A 23,130-nucleotide genomic window follows, 5' to 3' on the forward strand; every position below is an offset into this window, starting at 1 on the left:
TATGGAAATAGCAATTATTGCTCATGATGGTAAAAAAGCCGAAATGGTTCAGTTTTTAAACGAACATCAAGCAGTTTTTCATCAAAAAGAAATTACTTTAATATCTACAGGGACTACTGGTAAAAAAGTAAAAAAAGCAGGATTTGATGTGTTACGTATGTTATCAGGACCACTAGGAGGAGATGCGCAAATCGCTGCAAGAGTCGCTGAAGGTAAATGTAAAATGGTTATCTTTTTTAGAGATCCACTAGAAAAGCATCCACACGAACCTGATGTTTTAATGTTAATGCGATTATGTGATGTTCATGATGTACCATTAGCCACTAACTTGGCAAGTGCCGAATTGTTTATAAATGCCTTAAAAACATCATAAATATTTTTTTATTTTCAATGAAACTTAACATTAACCCTTAAAATAGTTGATTTTAATCTATAAAATTGGCAACTATTTTAAGGGTTATTTTTTGTAAGAAAATTTTTGTTAACTATTGATTTTAAGGTGTTTGAATGATTTTTTTAATGCTTTATTAAATGCATATAAATACGATAATATACATGTGTTTTTTTTAGTGTTTCATCACGTATTACCTGTAATTATTATTAAGATGTTGAATATCATTTATTTGTTGATAAAAAAATAATATAAAAGATTAGGAATTTATTTATTCGTTTTTCGAGTAAAAAAAGTAACTACATAGCTAGCTACAAATTAATTTAATAGTATTTTTAAACTCTATTAGTTAATTATTATTCCATTTTATTATTTATGAAAAGCCTAATTTTCCTCACAGCGCTTGCTGTATCAGGTTATTTTAATCCCTCAACAATATCAAATAATTATGATATTCCAAACGCATTACATGCTTACAAAGTTTCTTTTGTATCAGAAAACGATAGTTTAAATGATGACTTTATTTTAAATCTATCCAAACAAAACAATAACCAATGTTTTGTTGAAGATGGTATTTCAGTAGCCTCTTTTAAAAAAATATCCTCAACCTCTAATAGTCTTAAAAGCAATTTAGCGCAAAAAAGTATTTCTGATGTAAATCAGAATTCAGCTCTACCAGGTCAATATATAGATGTTAGTCTTACTGCATATAGTATAAATGAGTTGGTCGAGGATATATTAATCGATACACCTTGCGCAACAGTTTCATCTATAAATTCTAGTACAGGTATAGATTTTGGACAAGAAAATGGTATCGGGTATTTTACAGCAACACCAGGAGCTTTTAATTTTGAGTCAGGTATAGTTTTATCAACTGGAGATGCAAGGGAAGCTGAAGGTCCTGAAACCGGAACTCAAAATAGTGGAGGCTGGGGAGGTGATGCAGATTTAGAAAATGCAATACCGAGTTTAAATACAGGAGATACTAGAGATGCAACCTATATTGAATTTAATTTTGTTCCTAAGGCAAATTCAATAAGTTTTGATTTCTTATTTGCTTCAGAAGAATATGGCGCTTTTCAGTGTAATTTTACAGATGCATTTGCCTTTTTGTTAACAGATATTAGTACAGGAAATGTATCTAATTTAGCTGTTGTACCTGGTACAACTGATGTCGTTTCGGTTTTAACAGTTAGAGACAATGCTTATAATGCTTCTTGTGCCTCTGTTAATCCTGGATTTTTTGACTCTTATTATGGTCCAGGAGGCGAACCTACAATAAACTCTCCTATTAACTTTAGAGGTCACACTAAAATAATGACTGCTTTTGCTAATGTTGTACCAAATAATAATTATAAAATTAAATTAGTAATCGCAGATGATAGTGATACAAACTTTAATGCAGCGGTATTTTTAGGTGCTGGTACATTTAAACTAGGGGTTGACCTAGGTGAAGACATGACTATTGCTGAAGGAAATGCAGTCTGCAGTGGACAAGTCGTTCCTCTTGATACAAGTTTTCCTACAGCAAATCATATATGGTATCTAAACGGTACTATTATACCTGGAGAAACAGGATCCAATTTAGATGTTACACAGCCAGGTACTTATTCTGTTGATGTAACAAATTTAAGTAATTGTACAAGTTCTGACTCAATTGTAGTAGAGTTTGTTCCTAGTCCCACAATACAAAGTTTAACAGACCTAAATCAATGTGATGATGGTACAGGTATTACACTATTTGATTTTAGTGATAATGAAACTTCTGCAATAGGAACTCAAGATCCAAGTACAGTATCAGTATCTTTTCATACTTCATATTCTCAGGCAGAACTAGATTTTGCTCCTATTTCTAATACTACTTCTTATTCAGGTACAAATGGTCAAAATATTTATATCAGAATTGAAAACATCAGTGGAGGATGTTATTCAATAGATTCTTTTTCATTAAATATATTAGACCCAGAAATTAATCCTGCTTCGGATCTCGAGGTTTGTGATGATGCTACTAATGATGGTTTTGAGGCTTTTACTTTATCAAATCAAGATGCTTCTATTTTAGGTTTACTAGATCCAACTTTATATAGTGTTACTTACTATTTAGATTTAGCAAATGCTAATTCAGGTACAAATGCTTTAAGTGATGGTTACATAAATATAGCTAACCCTCAACCTATATTTGTTAGAGTAGAAAGTGTTACAGATCCAACTTGTTATGAGGTATCTGCTACTGCTGCATTTAATTTGGTGGTTAACGCGACAGCTACAGCAACACAACCTGATGATTTACAGGTGTGTGATGATTCAATGAATGATGGTACTGAAGTATTTGATCTTACTACTCAAGAAATAGATATACTAAATGGTCAAAATGCAGCAGATTTTACTGTAAGTTTTTATGAAACGCAGCTAGAAAGCACTAGTGGAGTTAGCCCAATTATTAATCCAACAGCTTACATCAATACAGCAAGTCCCTCGCAGACTATTTATGTGAGAGTTGATAATAATTCAAATCCAACATGTTTTGCAGAAACAACTTTTGATATTATTGTCAATCCTTTTCCAATCGTAGATTCCTCTCCAGATATCAATGCATGTGATTCATATGTTTTACCAACTTTAGCAGCTAATAATTTTTATTATACAGCAATTGATGGACCTAACGGAAGTGGATCATTAGTTAATGAAGGTACAGTTATTACAACGTCTACAACCTTATTTGTATATGTAGTTACTGGAATAGCACCAAATGAGTGTTTTGACCAAAAAAGTTTTAATATAACTATTAATACATCACCTACAGCAGATGCACCAACAGATGTTCAAGCTTGTGAGACTTATACATTACCAACATTGTCGCCTAATAATTTTTATTATACAGCAACAGATGGACCAAATGGAAGTGGAACTCTCGTTGCAGAAGGAACAGTAATAACAACCACCACAACACTGTATGTTTATACAGAAAATGGTATTACTCCAAATAATTGTTCAGATGAAAATGTGTTTACAATTACCATAAACCCTTTTCCTGTAGCAGATGCTCCTTCAGATGTTAATGCTTGTGATAATTATACATTACCAACATTATCTACAAACAATAATTATTATACTGCAACAGGAGGACCAAACGGAAGTGGAACTTTAGTCGCTGATGGTACAGTGATTACAACATCTTCAGTGCTTTATGTATATTCTGAAATTGGTACAGCACCTAACATGTGTTCTGATGAAAACCTATTTAATATTACCATAAACACATCTCCCGTAGCAGATACACCTACAGATGTACAAGCCTGCGAAACTTATACATTACCAACATTGTCAGCTGATAATTTTTACTACACAGCAACAGGAGGATCAAACGGAAGCGGAACCATTATAGCTGAAGGTACTGTAATAACTACAACAACCACACTATATGTTTATACCGAAAATGGTGTTGCTCCAAATGATTGTTTCGACGAAAATACATTTACAGTAACCATAAACCCTTTTCCTGTAGCGGATGCTCCTATAGATGTTAATGCCTGTGACAATTATATATTACCTGTATTATCAGCTAATAATTTTTATTATACAGAAACTGGAGGACCAAATGGAAGTGGAACTATAATTCCAGATGGGACAACGATTAACACGTCTTCAACGCTTTACGTTTATACGGAAATTGGTACAGCTCCAAATATGTGTTCTGATGAAAACATGTTTAATATCACAATAAATGCATCACCTGTAGCAGATGCTCTTTCAGATGTAGAAGTTTGTGACACTTATACCTTACCAGTACTGTCACCTGATAATTTTTATTATACAGCAACAGGAGGTCCAAACGGAAGTGGTACAATGTTACCAGAAGGTTCAGATATTACAAACACAACAACATTGTATGTATATACTGAAAGTGGAGTTACTCCAAATAATTGTTCAGATGAAAGTACTTTTATAATTACAATTAATACCTCTCCAGTAGCAGATGCACCTGCAGATGTTCAAGCTTGCGATAGTTATACTTTACCAGTTTTATCAGCTAATAATTTTTACTATACAGCAACAGGTGGACCCAACGGAAGCGGAACCGTTGTACCTGAAGGAACCGTTGTAAATTTAACCACAACATTTTATGTATTTACTGAAAATGGTGTTTCTCCAAACATTTGTTCAGATGAAAATATATTAACCATAACAATCGACGATACTCCAGTAGCAGATGCTCCTGCAGATGTTCAAGCTTGTGATTCATATATATTACCTAATTTATCACCTAATAACTTTTATTATACAGCGACAGGAGGATCAAGTGGAACAGGATTATTAGTTCCTGAAGGTACAGCTATAACAACTTCAACAACAATGTATGTGTTTTCTGAAACAGCAACAAGTCCAAATAATTGTACTGATGAAAATGTTTTCAATATAACTATTGATGTTTCTCCAACAGCAGATGCTCCAGCAGATGTGCAGTCTTGTGACTCTTACTTCTTGCCTAATTTATCTCCAGATAATTACTATTACACTGCAACAGGTGGTCCTAATGGATCAGGAAACATAATAGCACCAGGAACAGAAATTACTAACAGTACTGTTTTATATGTTTACACAGAATTAGGTTCGACACCTAATAATTGTACAGATGAAAATAGTTTCCAAGTAACTGTTAATACAACACCAACAGCAGATGCACCAATAGATGTGCAAGTATGTGATGTTTATGTTTTACCACAATTATCAGCTAATAATAATTATTACACATCTTCAGGAGGTCCTTCAGGAACAGGAACTTTATTAAATCAAGGAGATGTTATTACAAACTCGACAACGCTATTTGTTTACAGCCAAACTGGTGCAGGACCAAATTTTTGTATTGACGAAAATAGTTTTGACATAATAATCAATACGTCTCCAATAGCAGATAATCCACAAGATGCTCAGGCTTGTGATATGTATGTTTTACCTGTTTTATCTCCAAATAATTTTTATTATTCGCAAACAGGAGGACCAAACGGATCAGGAGTAATGCTTGCAGCTGGTGATACAATCACTATGTCAACGACATTATATATTTATACGGAATCTGGAGTTGATCCTTATAAATGTTCTGATGAAAATATATTTAATATCACAATAGATGACACTCCAGTAGCAGACGCACCTGCAAATGTACAATCTTGTGATACATATATATTACCTCAATTGTCTATCAATAATGCTTATTATACAGCAACGGGAGGACCAAATGGTATAGGTAATTTAGTTACAGAAGGGACATCAATTACAACTACCACTACTTTATATGTGTATTCTGATACAGCAACGTCACCAAATAATTGTTTTGACGAGAATAGCTTTATTGTAACCATAGATTATTCTCCGCTTGCAGATGCACCAATGGATGTTCAAGCTTGTGATTCCTATATATTACCAATGTTATCTCCAAATAATAATTATTACACAGAAACAGGTGGGCCTTATGGAACTGGTAATATGATTACTGCTGGTACAGAAATTTTTACAACAACAACTTTATATGTTTTTTCAGAAGCTTTAACATCTCCAAATAATTGTACAGACGAAAATAATTTTATAGTAAGCGTTAATAGTTCTCCAACAGTAAACCCTGTTGATGATATGATAATCTGTGAGATTGATTTTGATAATTCAGAAGCTTTTGATTTAACCTCTAATGATGATAATATTATCAATTATCAAAATGATACAGTGGTTACTTATCATAATTCATTAATGGATGCACAATTAGGGGTTGCTGCAATTAATAACCCAGAATCTTATCAAAACGTTAGTAATCCTGAGACAGTTTATATCCGTTTAGAAAATCAGTTAACAGGTTGTTATGATGTTGGTAATTTTGATTTAATAGTCAATAATTCTGGAGCTTTGTTATCAACAACATCATTAACCTTTTGTGATCCAGATAGTGATGGTTTTGGAGTATTTACATTAACAGATGCAGAGCCAGCAATTATAGGAGGCGCACCTGGAATAGATTTATCTTATCATGAAACTTTAAGTGATGCACAACTTAGCGTAAATGCTTTAACTAGTCCTTATTACAATATTGTAGAAAATAATCAAACTATTTATGTAGCTATTAATAATTACAATAATGATTGTTCTTCGGTTGTATTTTTAAACTTAATCGTTTACCCAACACCACAAATTACAGATCCAAGTCCATTAGAAATTTGTGATAACGATGCCGATGGAATTGCAATATTTGATTTAGAATTAAATAATGCCGAGCTTTTAAACCAGTTAGATTCAGATACAAGTAACGATTTAGCTGCAGCAGATTACACAATTACATTTTACGAGACTTTAGCCAATGCAGAAGTGCCACAAAATGCAATAGCAACCCCAAATGCTTATACAAACACTACTCCAGATTTACAAACTATATGGGTTAGAGTAGACGATAACGCCAATGGATGTTCAACAGTAACAACCATGGATTTAGTAGTTAATCCATTACCAGTATTAGTACAGCCAGACGCATTAGAGTTGTGTAATGCTACAGATTTACCAGGAGAAACTAGCGCTTTAGCGCAAGAAGAATTTACTTTAGAAGATGCCAATGCACAAATTTTAAACGGACAAAGTGGTATTACGTTAACGTACTATTTCACACAATCTGGAGCCGATAATGCAACAACAGCAGACCAAATCTTTAGTCCATATACCAATGTTGCCAATGCCCAAACGGTGTATATCAGAGCCGAAGACAATGTAACTAATTGCGTTAGTACCATTACTTTAGATTTACGAGTAAACCCAACACCATCACCACAAGCTACACCAGCAGCATTAGTAGTATGTGATGATGATAACGACGGATTCTCAAGCTTTGACTTAGACAGTCAAACTACAACAATCTTAAACGGAGAGCCAGATGTCACTATTAGCTACCACGAAACAGAGTCGGATGCCATCAACGACATCAATGCATTAGTAAGTCCATATACCAACATTGTAGCCAATACCCAAATGGTCTATGTACGTGCAGAAAATGACAACACAGAATGTTTTACTATCGTTATACTACCATTAGACGTGCAACCTTCACCAGTAGTACCAGTAGCAATCGACGATTACGTAGTTTGTGATGATAATGACGATGGATTCAATCAATTTGATTTTGATACGGTTATGACACCACAAATCTTAGGGACTCAAAACCCATCAGATTTCACACTAACCTACCACACGACACAAGCCAATGCAGACAGTGGTACTAGTCCAATCGCTAATACAAGTAACTATACCAACGTAACCAACTCGCAAACTATTTATATACGTTTAGTAAGTAATACCAATGGATGTGTTAGTACAGGCGAATTTATAATCAGCGTAGAATTTCCACCAGTAATCGTACAGCCAACACCATTAACTATTTGTGATGAATTAGATGCTAATTATTACGAAAACAATGATGAAATAGCCACTTTTGATTTAACCGTTAAAAATGATGAAATCACAGCAGGTACTGCCAGTTGGATTGTGACGTATTACGAAACACAAGCCGATGCTAACGCAGACAGTAATGCTATAGTAGACCCAACCCAATACACCAATATGATGGTCGGTACCAATCCAGCCAATCCACAAACGGTATATGTACGTGTTACCGATGGTGACACAGGATGTTTCTCATTCACGACGTTAACCATACGTGTATTACCAAATCCAACACCAACACCAAACCCAGATAATATCGTGTTATGTGATGATGTTGATGTAGTTGGACCAAACGATTTAATCGAAATCTTTGATCTAACCACCAACGAGGTTGCAACCATAAATGGAGAAGCTAACGTTAGTGCAAGTTACTACACAGACCTAGATGATGCCTTAATGGGAAGCAATCAGATTGTAGATCCAACCATGCATAGTAATGAAGATCCAAACAATCCAGGCGTAGCGATTACACCACAAACTATATATGTACGTGTAACTAATGGGTCAGATGCTTTAGGAACAGGCGGAACAGGATGTTTTACTATTGTAAGTTTTGATATCATGGTCAACCCATTACCAGCAGTAGTGCCAATATCAGACTATATTTATTGCGAGTTATTTAATGACGGACAATATGGATTTGATTTAGAGAGTAAAACGGACGAAATCCTAAACGGACAAGACCCAACCCTTTTTACAGTCACTTATCATGAGACACAAGCAGAAGCAGACCAATCAATGAATGCTTTAGTTAGTCCATACACTAACACTAGTAATCCACAAACCATTTATGTAAACATCACTAATACCATCACTGGTTGTGATACCACAACAACGTTTGTGATAGAGGTTCAAGAAGCAGCACAAGCCAATCCAGATATGGATCCAATAAATTATGAGTTATGTGATGACAACATGGAAACCGATGGAGACACCACCAATGATAGTGTACAATTTGATTTAGAAAGTTTAAATGACGAAGTATTAGACGGACAAGATCCATTAAACTACATTGTAAGTTATTATGAGTCACAATCAGATGCAGATGCAGGTATCAATCCATTACCATTATTGTATGAAAACATCGTTAACCCACAGGTGATTTATGTAAGAGTAGATAACGACACAATGGTAGACGATGGAACCGGAACCATGGTAGACAGTTCAATCTGTTACGATACAGCCGAAATCACCTTACAAGTCCATCCATTACCAGAGTTTGATTTAGAAGACAGTTATTTACTATGTATCAACACCAATGGATCAGAAGTAGTCAGCGCACCAATCATAGACACAGGATTAGATGAGACCCAATACACCTTTGAGTGGTCATTAGACGGAGTAACCCTTTCGGGAGAAACAGGAAGTAGCTTAGAGCCAACCCAAGCAGGTACTTATGAAGTTATAGTAACCAATGTAACCACTGGATGTGAAAACACAGATACGACTATAGTCGAAGAAAGTGAGCCACCAACAGTAACCTATGAATTATTAACAGAAGCCTTTGCAGATGTTCATAACATAGAAGTTACAGCAACAGGAAGTGGAGTAGGAGTTTATGAGTTTAGTTTAGACGATGGACCATGGGAAAGTAATATACCAAACAACGGAAGCTTTACCTTTACAGATGTAGGAGCAGGCGACCATATAATAACAGTAAGAGATATAAACGGATGTGGAGAGCGAAGTGTACCAGTATCAATCATGGACTATCCACACTTCTTTACACCAAACGACGATGGGTTTAATGACACATGGAACATCTACGGGATCTCAGATCAACCAGATGCAGTTATTTACATATTTGATCGTTACGGAAAACTAATAAAACAATTAAGTCCAACCGGATCAGGATGGGATGGAACCTACAATGGTAACCCAATGCCAACCAGTGATTATTGGTTTACTGTAGATTACAGAGAACCAAATGATACTAATAATACCAGAAAACAATTTAAAGCCCACTTTACCCTAAAACGCTAAAGTAGCTTTAAAAGCAAATAGTAATACACACAAAAAAAGCCTGAACGTTATGTTCAGGCTTTTTTATATATAAAGTAAAGTGTTTATTTAATGGCAATCATACTAATTTCTACATTAACAAACTTAGGAAGATTAGCAACTTCTACAGTTTCTCTTGCAGGTGCAGTTGCTTCGTCAAAATAGGTTCCGTAGACTTTATTTATTTCGGAAAAATTATGCATGTCACTAATAAAAATTGAGGTTTTAATAACGTTTTCAAATGTCATGTCTGCAGCATCTAAAACAGCTTTCATGTTTTCCATAACTTGTTTAGTTTCTGTTTTGATGTCATCCATTACTAATTTTCCAGTTTCTGGATGTAAAGCAATTTGACCTGATGTATATAAGGTGTTTCCGCTTAAAATAGCTTGATTATATGGTCCAATAGGAGCAGGTGCTTTAGTTGTAGAAATAATCTTTTTCATAATTAGAGTGTTTAATTTCCGCGTAAGCGAAACATTTATAGTATTTACAAGCTTTCGTCAGCTTTACGACGTTGCTCGTATTTTAAATCTTTTAAGATACTTGATTTAATTCCAATAAAGAAATTCCAACTATTGTATGTACCAAAAGGGACCCAACTAAAATTCATTCTCCAACTTAATAGATCACGCTCAAAACGTAATTGTGTTAATCCAAAGCCCTTATTTTTAAAGTCATAACTGGAGGATCCACCAATAGACCATTTTGGAGTTAATTCAATATCACCAGAAAACATTAATGAGTGTGAAGATATTTCATTTTGACGAGTACTATTTGCATAGTTAACTGCGTAGGCAAACCTTAAACTCCATGGTATTTTATTGTTATAAAACTCGTCAGGTTCTCGTTCTTCTTTATCTTCATCTCTTTGGTTTGCTTGTTGATTAGCAAAATCCTGTGATACTCCAAATAAATCATCTGCACGTCCACCACTTAATAATCTGTCATCAATTGCATCGTTATCGTTTTTGGCTTCACCACCTTTACTACTTAAACTATAGCTCATTGTTAAATTAGCACTTGTAAGTCTAAATAGGCTTCCTCCATTATTTACATTAAAAGTATTTATTCTTGTGTTATTGGTGTTTAACGCGTAAGGGTCTAAAGAAGCGCCAAAGTTAACACTCATTTTATTATCAAATAATTGGGTACCACCTGTAACTCTTAGAGGACTCCATTTAAGTGAATCTCCTGCTATGTTATAAGAAGTAGAAAAATTTAAATTGTTTAATAATGTTATCTTTTTAGGTTCGACATTTGTAGTGTCTTTGTCTCTAACTTTAGCTTCAAAATTATTTGATAAACCAATACCTATTGAACTTGAAAATGTTTGGTTAGGTGTACCAAATAAATTGTCTTCAAATCTAGTGTACTCACTTTTAGTAGTTCCATCAGCATCAATAACTTCGAACTCGTCATAATAGTTATCAAAAGCAGGATTAATATTATAACTAATACTTGGTCTAATTACGTGTCTAATGGCTTGTAATTTTTTTCCTTTTTTTCTTTATCTAAATTAAACATTCCATATAAAGTTGTACCGATACTTGTGCTAAAGTTGTAAGTACGAAAGGCATCAAAGCCATTAACATCGTTTGTTATAATTTCTTCATTATCTGTGTCGTAATATTTTTCAACAGTTTTTAAAGTCCAAGTTTCTTGAAAGTTTGTACTTGCAGTCACACTAAAATAATCAAATATTTTAAAGTTTGTACTTATTGGAATGCTGTGTTGTGCTCCAATTTTTGCATCATCAAACATTTCTTTTTTAAAGAATAATGAGTCTGTGGTTACAATACTATTTTCGGCTCTTACACTGTATTGCAAGTTAATGTTTTGAAGAATTCCTTTTTTAGAACCATCTTTTGCAGCAAATGGGTAAATTCTACTTAAACTACCTTGAAAAGTAGGTAGAGTCATATTGATGCTTTCTGTTTGAGTGTTTTGGCTATGTGTAGCTGCCAAACTAATATTTGCTTGTGGCTCGCCTTGAAAAGTTTTAGAGTATGAAACAGATGACGACAACGTGTTATTTTGAGTGTTTGGAAGGTTTAATTGGTTAATAGATTGTGTGTAATAATTACTACTACCTAAGTTTACAGAGGCTGCAAATCTTGAATTTGGACTTGCCTTAGTGTCTTGACTATGTGACCAACGTAAATTATATATAGTAGATTTGGCATAATCAGGAAAACCACGCTCACTAGTAATTAGGTTTTCGTACCTAAAACCTACATTACCACTGTATTTATAGCGTGTAGCATATTTGCTTTCTAACCTTAAACCATAACTACCATTGGTATAATAGTCACCTAAAACAGCTAAGTCTAAATGATCATTAATTGGAAAGTAATATCCACCATTTTGTAAAAAGTAACCCCTGTTTCCGTCTTCACCAAAACTAGGAAAAATAATTCCTGAAGTTCGTTTTTTTGATAGCGGGAAAAAAGCAAAAGGTAATCCTATTGGTGTAGGTACATCATAGATAAATAAATTAGTTAATCCAGTGATTACTTTTTTATTAGGAACTAATTTACCTTTCCTGATTAAAAAATAATATTCAGGATCTTCTACATTATCAGAAGTTGTAAATTTTGAGTTTCTTAGGTAGTAAACCGAGTCATTAACACGCTTAGTCGTTTCGGTAATTAATCTACCTTGTTGTTGTTCTGTTACAGAATTATATATTAACCCCTTTCTGGTTTGTGTATTAAAGACAATCGAATCAGGCTCAATAACATTTTCGCCTTGTTTAAAAACGGGTTTTTGGGTATATTCTCCTAATGAGTCTTTGATTCCTTTAGCATAGACCAAATCATTATTGTAATCTAAAATAATCACACCTGCAGAAATATCCATATCTTCATAAAGTATTTGTGCTTCATTATAAAGATACATTTTAGCTTCTTTCTGCTTATAAGACATATAGTCTGTAGCTTTATAAGAAATTGTACTGCTTAATAAAGGTTTTGGTTTAATAGAATCAGTTACAGTACTATCTGTTTCGGTTTTAGGACCTAATAATGCTTTGACGTTAACATCAACTATGGAAGAATCCTTCTGTTTAGTTACAGGTGTATCTTTGTCCTCAATTGGTGATATTGAAGTGCCATCCTTGGGTAAATCCCCTTGGGCAAAGCCAAAAGTGTTAATAAACACTGTAAAACTCAAACTAAAAAGTATATAAAGACTATTTGTACGCAACGGTTTTAAATGTATTTTTGTAAAAGTATGGCTTGGTTTTTGAATTGACAAAACTACATATATTTTTTTGTGAATGTTTTAATATTCGTTAAAAATTATATTTCATACTAAACGAAATTATAAATGGTTATACCCTATATGCAAACGTACATTTTTAAAATTATATTATCCTTTACAATAGTATTAACATTTGGTAATTTTCAAACAGCAAATGCACAAAGTGCTAGTGGTAAATTTATTGTTGTCTTGGATGCAGGTCATGGTGGAGAGGATCCCGGAAATTTAGGTAATGGTCACAAAGAAAAAGACATCGCTTTAAAAATTGTTTTAGAAGTTGGTAAGAGTCTAGAAAAAAACAAAGATATTAAGGTTATCTATACTAGAAAGACTGATGTATTTGTTAAACTAAGAGAAAGAGCAGCAATTGCAAACAGAGCTGATGCAGATTTGTTTGTGTCTGTCCACTGTAACTCACATTCTTCACAAGCGTCCGGAACCGAAACATTTGTGTTGGGAGTAGCTAACACTAAACGAAACTTTGACATTGCAAAAAAAGAAAACGAAGTTATTTTTTTAGAAGACGATTATAAAAAAGATTATAAGGGATTTGATCCTGATGCACCAGAATCTTTGATAGGATTAGCTTTTCAACAAGAAGATTATGTTGAGCAAAGTATAAAATTAGCAAGATTAATTGAAGATAGCTTTATTGGTAAATCTAAACGAAAAAGTAGAGGGATCAAACAAGCTAGTCTTTGGGTTTTACACAATACATACATGCCAAGTGTGTTAGTTGAAGTTGGTTTTTTAACTAATAATGCAGAAGGAAAATTTTTAAATTCAAAAAGTGGTCAGTCTAAAATGGCAGCATCAATACTTGAAGCTATTAACGCTTACAAAAAGAATTTAGATTTAAATGTTGGTGATAGTTATGTTGGTGATGTCTCAATAGAAGACACCATTTCTTCAGAAGTAAATACTATTGAAAACACAGTTTTTAAAATTCAAATTGCAGCTAGTTCTAATGCTTTAGAGCCTAAAGCATATAATTTTAAAGGTCTAAATGATATCTCTAGAGAAAAGCAAAATGGGTTGTATAAATATTATTATGGTTATACTTCCGATTATAATAAAGCACAAAAACTTCAAATAGAAGCAAAAAATAAAGGCTACAAAGACGCTTATATTGTAGCACTTAAAGACGGAAAACAAGTAAAACTGTCAGAAGTCATAAAAACCGAAGCTAATTAGAACCATTCTTTTATATTTATTTTCTAATTTTGTTACCAATCTAAATTTCATACCTTGAAACTATCACTAGAAGTTAAAACAGCCATATTAGTCATACTTGGAATAATATTTTTCATTTTTGGCTTTAGTTATCTAAAAGGAAATAACATCTTTGATTCCAATAATACGTATTATACAGAGTTTGATTATAACTCATTAGCAGTATCTGCTCCTGTTACTATTAAGGGTAATAAAGTAGGTAAAGTAAAAGAAATCAAATACGATTTTGAAACGGGTAAAACCAGAGTCGCTTTTTCTGTAGATAAACAACTTAAGTTTTCTAAAAACAGTACGATTAAAATGTTCCAAACAGGAATTATGGGAGGAAATGCATTGGCTATTCGTCCAGCAGATGATAATCAAATAGCACAAAATGGAGATTTAATCCAGTCCGAAGTAGAAGAAGGTTTAGTTAATAGTTTAACTAATGATTTCTCGCAATTAAGCACAAACCTTGACGGAACATTACAGACTGTAGATACTTTGATGGGTAATCTTAATGGTTTGGTAGCGGATCAGTCAGAAAATGGTTTAAAAAATACTTTAGCCGAGTTAAATTCAACCTTAAAATCTTACAAAGGTTTAGCCTATTCTATCAATTCTGTTGTAAAAAAGAATGATGAAAACATTACCTCAATGGTAGATAATTTTGCGACTACTAGCACTAATTTAAGCGAAATGAGTGAAAAGCTTAAACAAGTAGATATTACTAAAACGGTATCTGATCTAGAATCTACTTTATCAAGTGTAAATAGTATGTTAGCAAGTGTTAAAAACGGAGAAGGATCAATGGGTAAATTACTTAACGATGATAAGTTATATAACAATTTAGAAGGTGCAGCTTTGCAAATGGAACAACTTCTAGAAGATATGAAGCTTAACCCTAAACGTTATGTGCATTTTTCATTATTCGGAAAAAAAGCAAAACGTTACGATGCTGAGGGAAATGAAATTAAAGAAGAGTAGAACGATTTAAGACAAAAACTAACTAACTTATGGAATACATACCAAATATAATTTTTGCCATAATACTTGCTGTAGGTATTGGCTATTTTGCAAACAATGTTAAAAAGTTAATTCGTAATATTAAACTTGGAAAAGACCAAGACGTTTCAGATAATAAACCACAACGTTGGAAAAATATGGCTTACATTGCTTTAGGACAAAGCAAAATGGTAAAACGTCCAATAGCAGGTATTTTACACGTTGTTGTATATGTTGGATTTGTAATCATTAATATCGAGGTTCTAGAAATCATTATCGATGGATTATTTGGTACACACAGGATTGGACACAAATTTCTACCAGAATCAATCTACGGATTTTTAATTGGTAGTTTTGAAATATTAGCAGTATTAGTATTAGTATCAGTTATAATTTTCTGGATAAGACGTAACGTTATTAAAATCAAACGTTTTATAAAGTCAGAGATGAAGGGGTGGCCAAAAGCAGATGGTAATATAATCCTTTATTTTGAAGTCGTACTTATGTGTTTATTTTTAGTCATGAATGCTACAGATACAGTATTTCAAGGTTATAATTCTGGTAATGTAATCAGTCAATATATAGCACCTTTATTTGAAGGATTATCAGAATCTACATTACATATCATAGAGCGTGCAGCTTGGTGGTTGCACATTGTAGGTATTTTAGCATTCTTAAATTATCTGTATTTTTCAAAACACTTACACATATTATTAGCATTCCCAAATACATACTACGGTAAATTAACACCAAAAGGACAATTTGCTAATAATCCAGTAGTAACTAAAGAGGTTAAAATGATGATGGATCCAAACGCAGATCCATTTGCAGCAGCACCAGAAGGAGAAGAAGATGCAGTACCAGAAAAATTTGGAGCCAGTGATGTACAAGATTTAAGTTGGGTAAATTTACTAAACGCTTACACATGTACAGAATGTGGACGTTGTACCAGTGAGTGTCCTGCAAACCTAACAGGAAAAAAATTATCACCACGTAAAATCATGATGGATACTAGAGACCGTCTAGTAGAAGTTGGTAAAAATATAGATGCTAACAAAGGGACCTTTGTTGACGATGGTAAACAGTTGTTAGGCGATTACATCACACCAGAAGAAATTTGGGCATGTACCAGTTGTAATGCCTGTGTAGAGGCTTGTCCAGTAAGTATCGATCCATTAAATATTATCATGCAAATGCGTCAGTACTCAGTAATGGAAGAAAGTGCAGCTCCAACAGAGCTAAACAACATGATGACCAATATAGAAAACAATGGTGCACCTTGGCCTTATAACCAAATGGATCGTTTAAATTGGAAAGACGAGTAGTATAATTTGGGCGTTACCACAAGGGTCGCGCTATCCATTATATCTTTTTTTGCCATATATGGCAGCAAAAAAAGGATGCCATTACTATCGCTAACGCAAAAAAAATGAGTTTTATATTAAAAATTCCATCAAAAACAAGATTAATACTAGGCCTATCGCTAACAGTATTAGGCATATTATCTCTATTTATTTTAGATAATTATGACACAGGTTTTTTAGGAGGATTTTTATCAGGTATTTTAGTTGGATCAGGAATTGGACTTGTCATAACTTTTAAACAAAAAGCAAATTGAAAATTAGTCTTTACATACTAATACTAACCTTTAGCTTAACTAAGCTTCAGGCACAAGATTATAAAAAAGACTCACTTCAATTTAAAATAATTACCAACATAAAGTACAACTCAAGCCAAGTAGAAGACATTAAATTAAAAAAAGTCATGTGTGATTATTGCACAGACAATCAAAAAAAACAATTAGGATTACAAGCATTAAAATTAGCAGCTTTAGAGCAATATGATCCAAAAAATAAATTAAAAAACGGAATTAAAATTTTATCCATTTATATAAGATTATCTAAAACTGATTTTTTAGCATTAAAATAATATTTATTATGAGCGAACAACTTATAGTGCCAACTATGGCAGAAATGATGAGTCAAGGAAAAACTCCAGATATTTTATTTTGGGTTGGATCTGCAGGAAGTTATGATGACAGAGCAAAAAAAATAACTAAAGCTTTTGTAAAAATACTAAACAAAGCAAATGTGAATTTTGCAGTGTTAGGAGCAGAAGAAAGTGCTACAGGTGATCTTGCTAAACGTGCAGGAAACGAGTTTTTGTTTCAGATGCAAGCAGTAATGAATATTGAAGTACTTAATGCTTACGAGGTTAAACGCATTGTAACATGTGATCCACATTCATTTAATTGTATCAAAAATGAATATCCAGGATTAGGTGGTAATTATGAGGTGTTACACCACACACAGTTTATCAAAGAGTTAATTGACAAAAAACTAATTGAGGTTACAGATAATAGCTTTAAAGGTAAACGTATTACTTTTCATGACCCATGTTATTTGGGACGTGCTAATTCAGAGTATGAAGCACCAAGAGAAGTATTATCTGTCTTAAATGCTAATCTTCAAGAAATGAAACGCAGCAAAGCAACAGCCTTGTGTTGTGGAGCAGGAGGAGCACAAATGTTTAAAGAACCAGAAAAGGGAGATAAAGATATTAACGAGTTAAGAACGGAAGATGCCTTAGCAACCAATCCTGATATTATCGCAACAGGTTGTCCTTATTGTATGACCATGATGTCTGATGGTGTAAAAGTCAAAGAAAAAGAAAACGAAATAAAAGTTTTAGATGTAGCCGAGTTAATTGCAAATGCTCAAAACCTATAATGGATATTAAAAAATATATTATAACAGGATTAATATCAGGTTTAGTTTTTGCCATATTATTAGCAGGATGGGATTACTATAAACAAAGTCCATTTTCTGTTTTAAAATTTGTGATACATACAGTTGTTTTTGGCGCTTTTAATGGTTACATGACTTACAGAAAAGAAACAAAAGCAAAGCAATAATATAAAAGCACTTTTTTAAGTGCTTTTAGTTTTAAAACAAAACAGTACTCATGACTAAAGAAATATTTCTTTTAAACATTTCAGGACAAGATAAGCCAGGATTAACCTCTGGATTGACTAATGTTTTAGCACATTATGGAGCTAAAATTTTAGATATTGGACAAGCAAATATTCATGATACGCTATCCTTAGGGTTCATGTTTGAAATCGAATCAGGTAATAATTCGGCTTCAGTTTTAAAAGATTTATTATTTAAAGCTTATGAGTTAGGTGTAAAAGCTAAATTCACACCAATATCTTTAGACGATTATGAAAAATGGGTCAACCTTCAAGGTAAAGACCGTTATATTGTAACTATTCTTGGCGAGAAGTTAACTGCAGAACAAATTTCTGAAGTCACTAAATTTATTTCAGAAAAAAATCTAAACATAGATGCAATCAAGCGTTTAACTGGACGTACATCATTAGTTAAAGAAGCAGATTACCCAAGAGCATCCATTCAATTATCTATAAGAGGTAAAATTGAAAGTAAAGCAGAGTTTACTGAAAAATTCATGCAAATATCACATGATTTAGATGTAGATATTGCTTTTCAAGAGGATAATATATATCGTCGTAACCGTAGATTAGTGTGTTTTGATATGGATTCAACACTAATTCAAGCAGAAGTTATTGACAAACTTGCAGAACTTGCTGGAGTTGGTGACCAAGTAAAAGCCATTACAGAATCTGCTATGCAAGGCGAAATTGATTTCAACGAAAGTTTTAAACAACGCATGAAACTATTAAAGGGTTTAAGCGAAGACGTTTTACATGATGTTGCTATTAATTTACCCATAACTAAAGGTGCAAGACGATTAATAGACACGTTAAAAAAATACGGTTTTAAAACTGCAATCTTATCAGGTGGATTTACTTATTTTGGACATTATCTCCAGAAAGAGTTAGGTATGGATTATGTGTATGCCAATCAACTAGAAATTAAGGATGGTAAACTTACAGGAGGATACCTTGGAGAGATTGTTGATGGAAATAAAAAAGCAGAATATTTAAAAGAAATTGCAATTAAAGAAGGGATTGATATTAGTCAAACCATTGCAGTTGGCGATGGAGCCAATGATTTACCAATGCTAAACCTAGCAGGTTTAGGTATTGCGTTTCATGCCAAACCAAAAGTTAAAAATAACGCACAAAGTGCAATATCAAGTATTGGTTTAGATGGTGTTTTATATTTATTAGGATATCATGATAGACATATTGATTTAATAGAATAACAACATGTTAGTACAATTTAATACATTACCCGAAACTTCAAGAGTTTGGATTTACCAAGCCAATAGATCTTTTTCTGACACCGAATTAGAAGAAATCAAATCAAAACTAGATGTTTTTATAGAAAACTGGACTGCTCATGGCAGCGATTTAAAAGCAGGATATGATATAAGATATAAACGTTTTATTATTATAGCTTTAGATCAGCAATTAAATCAAGCTACAGGTTGTAGTATTGATGCTTCAGTAACGTTTATTCAACAATTAGAAAAAGAATATAACGTAGATTTACTTGATAAAATGAATGTGTCTTACAAACAAGGTGAATTTGTAGCTCATAAAACACTTACTGATTTCAGAAAAATGGCTAAACAAAAAGCAGTTTCTAAAAACACAATTGTCTTTAATAATCTAGTTACCAATATTGGAGAGCTAAATGAGAGTTGGGAAATACCTGCTAGTCAAAGTTGGCATAATCGTTTTTTAAACTAAATTGTTTACAACTGCCTTTATAATTCTCTCTTAAAGTGCTTTATTAATCATAAGAAAAGTACTAATTTGGCATTGTTTTTAGTTGTATAGTAAAGTACAACTTTAAAAGTCAAATTTAGTATATGCAATATTTAAAAACTCTAGTTTTATTTTTAGTATTTGGTAGCATTTTAAATGCTCAAAATGGTAGAAATCCTCTTTTAGCGACTAACCCTATAGCACAACAACAATGGGTTGATAAAACTTATGATGCCATGACATTGGACGAAAAAATCGGTCAATTATACATGGTACAAGTTTTTTCTAATCAATCTCAAGCACAAAAAAATAAAATTGTCGAGCTAATTAGAGATTATAATATTGGAGGATTGATTTACTCCAAAGGTGGTCCTGTAAGACAAGCTAAATTAAATAACGAACTTCAAGCTGCAGCAAAAACACCATTATTAATTGGTATGGATGCAGAATGGGGTTTAAGTATGCGTTTAGATTCTACCTATGCATTTCCTTGGAATATGACTTTAGGAGCTGTTAAAAATAAATTTTTAATAGAACAAACTGGTCGTCAGTTAGGCGAACACTGTAAGCGTATTGGTGTTCATTTTAATTTTGCTCCAGTTGTTGATATCAACACAAATCCAAATAATCCGATTATTGGAAACCGTTCGTTTGGAGAAGATCGTGATAACGTAACCGAAAAAGCTTTAGCTTTTATGAAAGGTATGCAAAGTGCTGGTGTTTTGGCTAATGCTAAGCATTTTCCTGGTCATGGAGATACTGAGGCAGATTCGCATAAAACCTTACCAACCGTTGGTTTTGATGCAAAACGTATAGATTCTATTGAAATTTACCCATACAAAAAGCTAATTAAAGAAGGGTTATCTAGTGTGATGGTAGCACATTTAAATATACCAAGTTTATCTAATCGTGAAGGTTTCCCATCTACATTATCAAAAAAGATTGTCACAGATATTTTAAAAGAACGTTTACAGTTTAAAGGTCTTATTTTTACAGATGCATTAACCATGAAAGGTGCTGCAGATTTTGTTCAGCCTAATTTAGATGGAGGACAATCTAACAGTGGTTTGACAGGAGGAGAAATTGATTTAGCAGCCTTTTTAGCTGGTAATGATGTTATGTTAATGTCTGAAGATGTACCCAAAGCCATTGCTAGAATGAAAATTGCGTTTAAAAACGGAATTATAACTGAAGCACGTTTAGAGCATTCGGTTAAAAAAATATTGATGGCAAAATATAAAGTAGATTTACATAAATACAAACCCGTTGGAATCTATAATATAGTGTCTGATTTAAATCGAATTAAAGACGATGCATTGTATGAAATGCTAATGGAAAATGCTATTACTATAGCTCGAGATCAAACTGACCAATTACCATTACGTAATCTTGAAACTAAATCTATAGCTTACGTTAAGTTAGGTGATAGTGATGAAAGTGCTTTTGTTTCAGAATTAAAAAAATATGCTAAAGTACATGAGGTGCCAGCAGATAATTTGGAACAATTAATGACTAAGCTACAAAATTATAATACGGTTATTGTAGGATTTCATAAATCTAATGCAAGCCCATGGAAATCATATAAATTCTCTAAAAAAGAAAGGTTATGGCTAGAGAAAATAGCTGCTACCAATAATGTAATTCTAGATGTTTTTGCTAAACCATATGCTTTATTAGATTTAAAATCGGTTGAAAATATTGAAAGTGTTGTAGTTAGCTATCAAAATAGTAAAATAGCACAAGAAAAATCGGCTCAGTTAATTTTTGGAGCTATTCCAGCTCGTGGTACTTTACCAGTATCTGCTGGAGAGTTTTTTAAGCTTGGTTATGGTAAGCAAGCTAATGCTATAGAGCGTTTAGGGTATACAATACCTGAACGTGTAGGTATGTCAAGTTATGCTTTAAAAAAAATTGATTCAATCGCTAATTATGCTGTAAATGGTAAAATGACACCAGGTATACAATTGGTTATTGCTAGAAAAGGTAAAGTGATTTATAATAAAAATTTTGGAAAACATACCTATGAAGGTAATCAACCTGTAACTAGTGAAGATATTTATGATGTTGCCTCATTAACAAAAATTGTAGCGACTTTACCATTGGTAATGGAATTAGAAGAAAAAGGTATCGTGTCGTTAGATACTAAACTTTCAGAAATTATTCCTTTATATAAAAATTCAAATAAAAAAAATGTGACTTTAAAAAAAATGCTGTCACATTATGCACAATTAAAACCATGGATTCCTTTTTATTTTAAGACTTTAGACCCTGAAACTAAAAAACCTTCTGATAAATATTACAGAAAAAAATACGCAAGGGTTTTCTATTAAAGTTGCTCCAGAATTGTATTTAAGAGATGATTATATGGACTCTATAAATACAAGAATAAAAGATACTGATCTATTGTCAAGATTGCGTTACAGATATAGCGATTTACCTTACTATATTTTAAAACAATTTATTGAGTCTCACTATAACAAACGTTTAGACGAGTTAACAGCAGATCGCTTTTATAAATCCTTAGGTGCTAATAATACAATGTATAATCCCTACGATAAAATTCCAGATAATCGCATCGTCCCATCAGAAAATGATGATTATTATAGGTTTCAAAAAGTACAAGGTTATGTACATGATATGGGAGCAGCTATGCAAGATGGAGTAGGAGGTCATGCAGGTATTTTTAGCAATGCCAATGATATAGCCAAAATCATGCAATTGTATTTACAGAAAGGATTTTACGGAGGAAAACGCTATTTTAAAACAGAAACTCTGGACAAATTTAATACCTGTTATTATTGCGAAAGCAACAACAGACGAGGTATTGGGTTTGATAAACCACAACTAGGTAATGTTGGACCAACTTGTGGTTGTGTTAGTATGACAAGTTTTGGACATTCTGGATTTACAGGGACGTATGCTTGGGCTGATCCTTCAGAAGAAATTGTATATGTGTTTATGGCTAACCGTACTTATCCAACATCTAAAGGTCCTAATACGTTATTAAGAGAAGATATAAGAACTAATATTCAAGCAGCAATTTACGAAGCAATTATTGATTAATTTGTAAAGAATTTAAATTTAAGAG

The 23,130-nt window shown here is 32.9% G+C and carries 14 protein-coding genes and 2 pseudogenes; 12 read left to right on the plus strand and 4 right to left on the minus strand.

Annotated elements, in window-relative coordinates:
* Window position 1 precedes the first annotated feature (1 nt).
* Entirely contained in the window at window positions 2–373 is a 372-nt protein-coding gene (locus AC0L4B_RS11315; protein WP_028290406.1) for a methylglyoxal synthase, read from the plus strand.
* Between the two features lie 393 nt (window positions 374–766).
* Complete coding sequence (locus AC0L4B_RS11320; protein WP_473436999.1) at window positions 767–9,847, plus strand: choice-of-anchor L domain-containing protein; 9,081 nt, start codon at window positions 767–769, stop codon at window positions 9,845–9,847.
* 83 nt (window positions 9,848–9,930) lie between these two features.
* On the opposite strand, the gene AC0L4B_RS11325 is transcribed toward AC0L4B_RS11320, so the two are convergent.
* The 4 genes and pseudogenes from AC0L4B_RS11325 to AC0L4B_RS11340 all read right to left on the minus strand — a co-directional run bounded on the left by AC0L4B_RS11325 (window position 9,931) and on the right by AC0L4B_RS11340 (window position 13,123).
* Window positions 9,931–10,311, minus strand: coding sequence for a RidA family protein (locus AC0L4B_RS11325; protein ID WP_473437000.1), 381 nt, complete (start codon window positions 10,309–10,311; stop codon window positions 9,931–9,933).
* 44 nt (window positions 10,312–10,355) lie between these two features.
* Window positions 10,356–10,997: a hypothetical protein gene (locus AC0L4B_RS11330; protein ID WP_473437001.1), complete on the minus strand. Its 642-nt coding sequence runs from the start codon at window positions 10,995–10,997 to the stop codon at window positions 10,356–10,358.
* Window positions 10,998–11,021: 24 nt separating this feature from the next.
* Window positions 11,022–11,348: pseudogene (locus AC0L4B_RS11335) on the minus strand (putative LPS assembly protein LptD); the annotation flags it as partial.
* Window positions 11,336–13,123 carry a putative LPS assembly protein LptD gene (locus tag AC0L4B_RS11340; protein WP_473437002.1) on the minus strand — a complete coding sequence of 596 codons (1,788 nt, stop codon included), beginning with the start codon at window positions 13,121–13,123 and terminating at the stop codon, window positions 11,336–11,338. The gene AC0L4B_RS11340 and the pseudogene AC0L4B_RS11335, both read right to left, overlap by 13 nt.
* A gap of 87 nt (window positions 13,124–13,210) precedes the next feature.
* Here AC0L4B_RS11340 and AC0L4B_RS11345 point away from each other — a divergent pair, with 87 nt between their 5' ends.
* From AC0L4B_RS11345 to AC0L4B_RS11390, 10 genes and pseudogenes are all read left to right on the plus strand, one after another.
* Window positions 13,211–14,323, plus strand: a complete 1,113-nt coding sequence (locus AC0L4B_RS11345; protein ID WP_473437003.1) for an N-acetylmuramoyl-L-alanine amidase family protein — start codon at window positions 13,211–13,213, stop codon at window positions 14,321–14,323.
* Between the two features lie 54 nt (window positions 14,324–14,377).
* Window positions 14,378–15,328 carry an MlaD family protein gene (locus AC0L4B_RS11350; protein WP_473437004.1) on the plus strand — a complete coding sequence of 317 codons (951 nt, stop codon included), beginning with the start codon at window positions 14,378–14,380 and terminating at the stop codon, window positions 15,326–15,328.
* Between the two features lie 29 nt (window positions 15,329–15,357).
* Window positions 15,358–16,671, plus strand: a complete 1,314-nt coding sequence (locus AC0L4B_RS11355) for a 4Fe-4S dicluster domain-containing protein (protein ID WP_473437005.1) — start codon at window positions 15,358–15,360, stop codon at window positions 16,669–16,671.
* 104 nt (window positions 16,672–16,775) lie between these two features.
* A complete protein-coding gene (locus AC0L4B_RS11360) occupies window positions 16,776–16,964 on the plus strand; it encodes a hypothetical protein (protein WP_473437006.1) in 189 nt (62 codons plus the stop codon).
* On the plus strand, window positions 16,961–17,275 hold the full coding sequence (locus AC0L4B_RS11365; protein ID WP_473437007.1) for a hypothetical protein: 315 nt from the start codon (window positions 16,961–16,963) through the stop codon (window positions 17,273–17,275). Before AC0L4B_RS11360 ends, AC0L4B_RS11365 begins: the two co-directional genes overlap by 4 nt.
* 8 nt (window positions 17,276–17,283) lie before the next feature.
* The gene (locus tag AC0L4B_RS11370) at window positions 17,284–18,075 is read left to right on the plus strand and encodes a (Fe-S)-binding protein (protein ID WP_028607818.1); all 792 of its coding nucleotides are present in this window, start codon (window positions 17,284–17,286) and stop codon (window positions 18,073–18,075) included.
* Window positions 18,075–18,260, plus strand: coding sequence for a hypothetical protein (locus AC0L4B_RS11375; protein WP_473437008.1), 186 nt, complete (start codon window positions 18,075–18,077; stop codon window positions 18,258–18,260). Before AC0L4B_RS11370 ends, AC0L4B_RS11375 begins: the two co-directional genes overlap by 1 nt.
* Before the next feature lie 50 nt (window positions 18,261–18,310).
* Window positions 18,311–19,534, plus strand: a complete 1,224-nt coding sequence (gene serB, locus AC0L4B_RS11380) for a phosphoserine phosphatase SerB (protein WP_473437009.1) — start codon at window positions 18,311–18,313, stop codon at window positions 19,532–19,534.
* 4 nt (window positions 19,535–19,538) lie between these two features.
* Complete coding sequence (locus AC0L4B_RS11385; RefSeq protein ID WP_473437010.1) at window positions 19,539–20,024, plus strand: ABC transporter ATPase; 486 nt, start codon at window positions 19,539–19,541, stop codon at window positions 20,022–20,024.
* Between the two features lie 122 nt (window positions 20,025–20,146).
* Window positions 20,147–23,105 (plus strand): annotated as a pseudogene (locus AC0L4B_RS11390) (glycoside hydrolase family 3 N-terminal domain-containing protein).
* Window positions 23,106–23,130 lie beyond the last annotated feature (25 nt).

Source organism: Olleya sp. NP1-10, assembly GCF_055804415.1.

Bases quoted from the DNA above. Each gene is read 5' to 3' on its own strand.
- AC0L4B_RS11320 (WP_473436999.1), top strand. From the start codon at position 767: ATGAAAAGCCTAATTTTCCTCACAGCGCTTGCTGTATCAGGTTATTTT.
- AC0L4B_RS11330 (WP_473437001.1), bottom strand. From the start codon at position 10,997: ATGAGTGTTAACTTTGGCGCTTCTTTAGACCCTTACGCGTTAAACACC.
- AC0L4B_RS11355 (WP_473437005.1), top strand. From the start codon at position 15,358: ATGGAATACATACCAAATATAATTTTTGCCATAATACTTGCTGTAGGT.
- AC0L4B_RS11325 (WP_473437000.1), bottom strand. From the start codon at position 10,311: ATGAAAAAGATTATTTCTACAACTAAAGCACCTGCTCCTATTGGACCA.
- AC0L4B_RS11375 (WP_473437008.1), top strand. From the start codon at position 18,075: ATGGATATTAAAAAATATATTATAACAGGATTAATATCAGGTTTAGTT.
- AC0L4B_RS11315 (WP_028290406.1), top strand. From the start codon at position 2: ATGGAAATAGCAATTATTGCTCATGATGGTAAAAAAGCCGAAATGGTT.
- AC0L4B_RS11345 (WP_473437003.1), top strand. From the start codon at position 13,211: ATGCAAACGTACATTTTTAAAATTATATTATCCTTTACAATAGTATTA.
- AC0L4B_RS11385 (WP_473437010.1), top strand. From the start codon at position 19,539: ATGTTAGTACAATTTAATACATTACCCGAAACTTCAAGAGTTTGGATT.
- AC0L4B_RS11360 (WP_473437006.1), top strand. From the start codon at position 16,776: ATGAGTTTTATATTAAAAATTCCATCAAAAACAAGATTAATACTAGGC.
- AC0L4B_RS11370 (WP_028607818.1), top strand. From the start codon at position 17,284: ATGAGCGAACAACTTATAGTGCCAACTATGGCAGAAATGATGAGTCAA.
- serB (WP_473437009.1), top strand. From the start codon at position 18,311: ATGACTAAAGAAATATTTCTTTTAAACATTTCAGGACAAGATAAGCCA.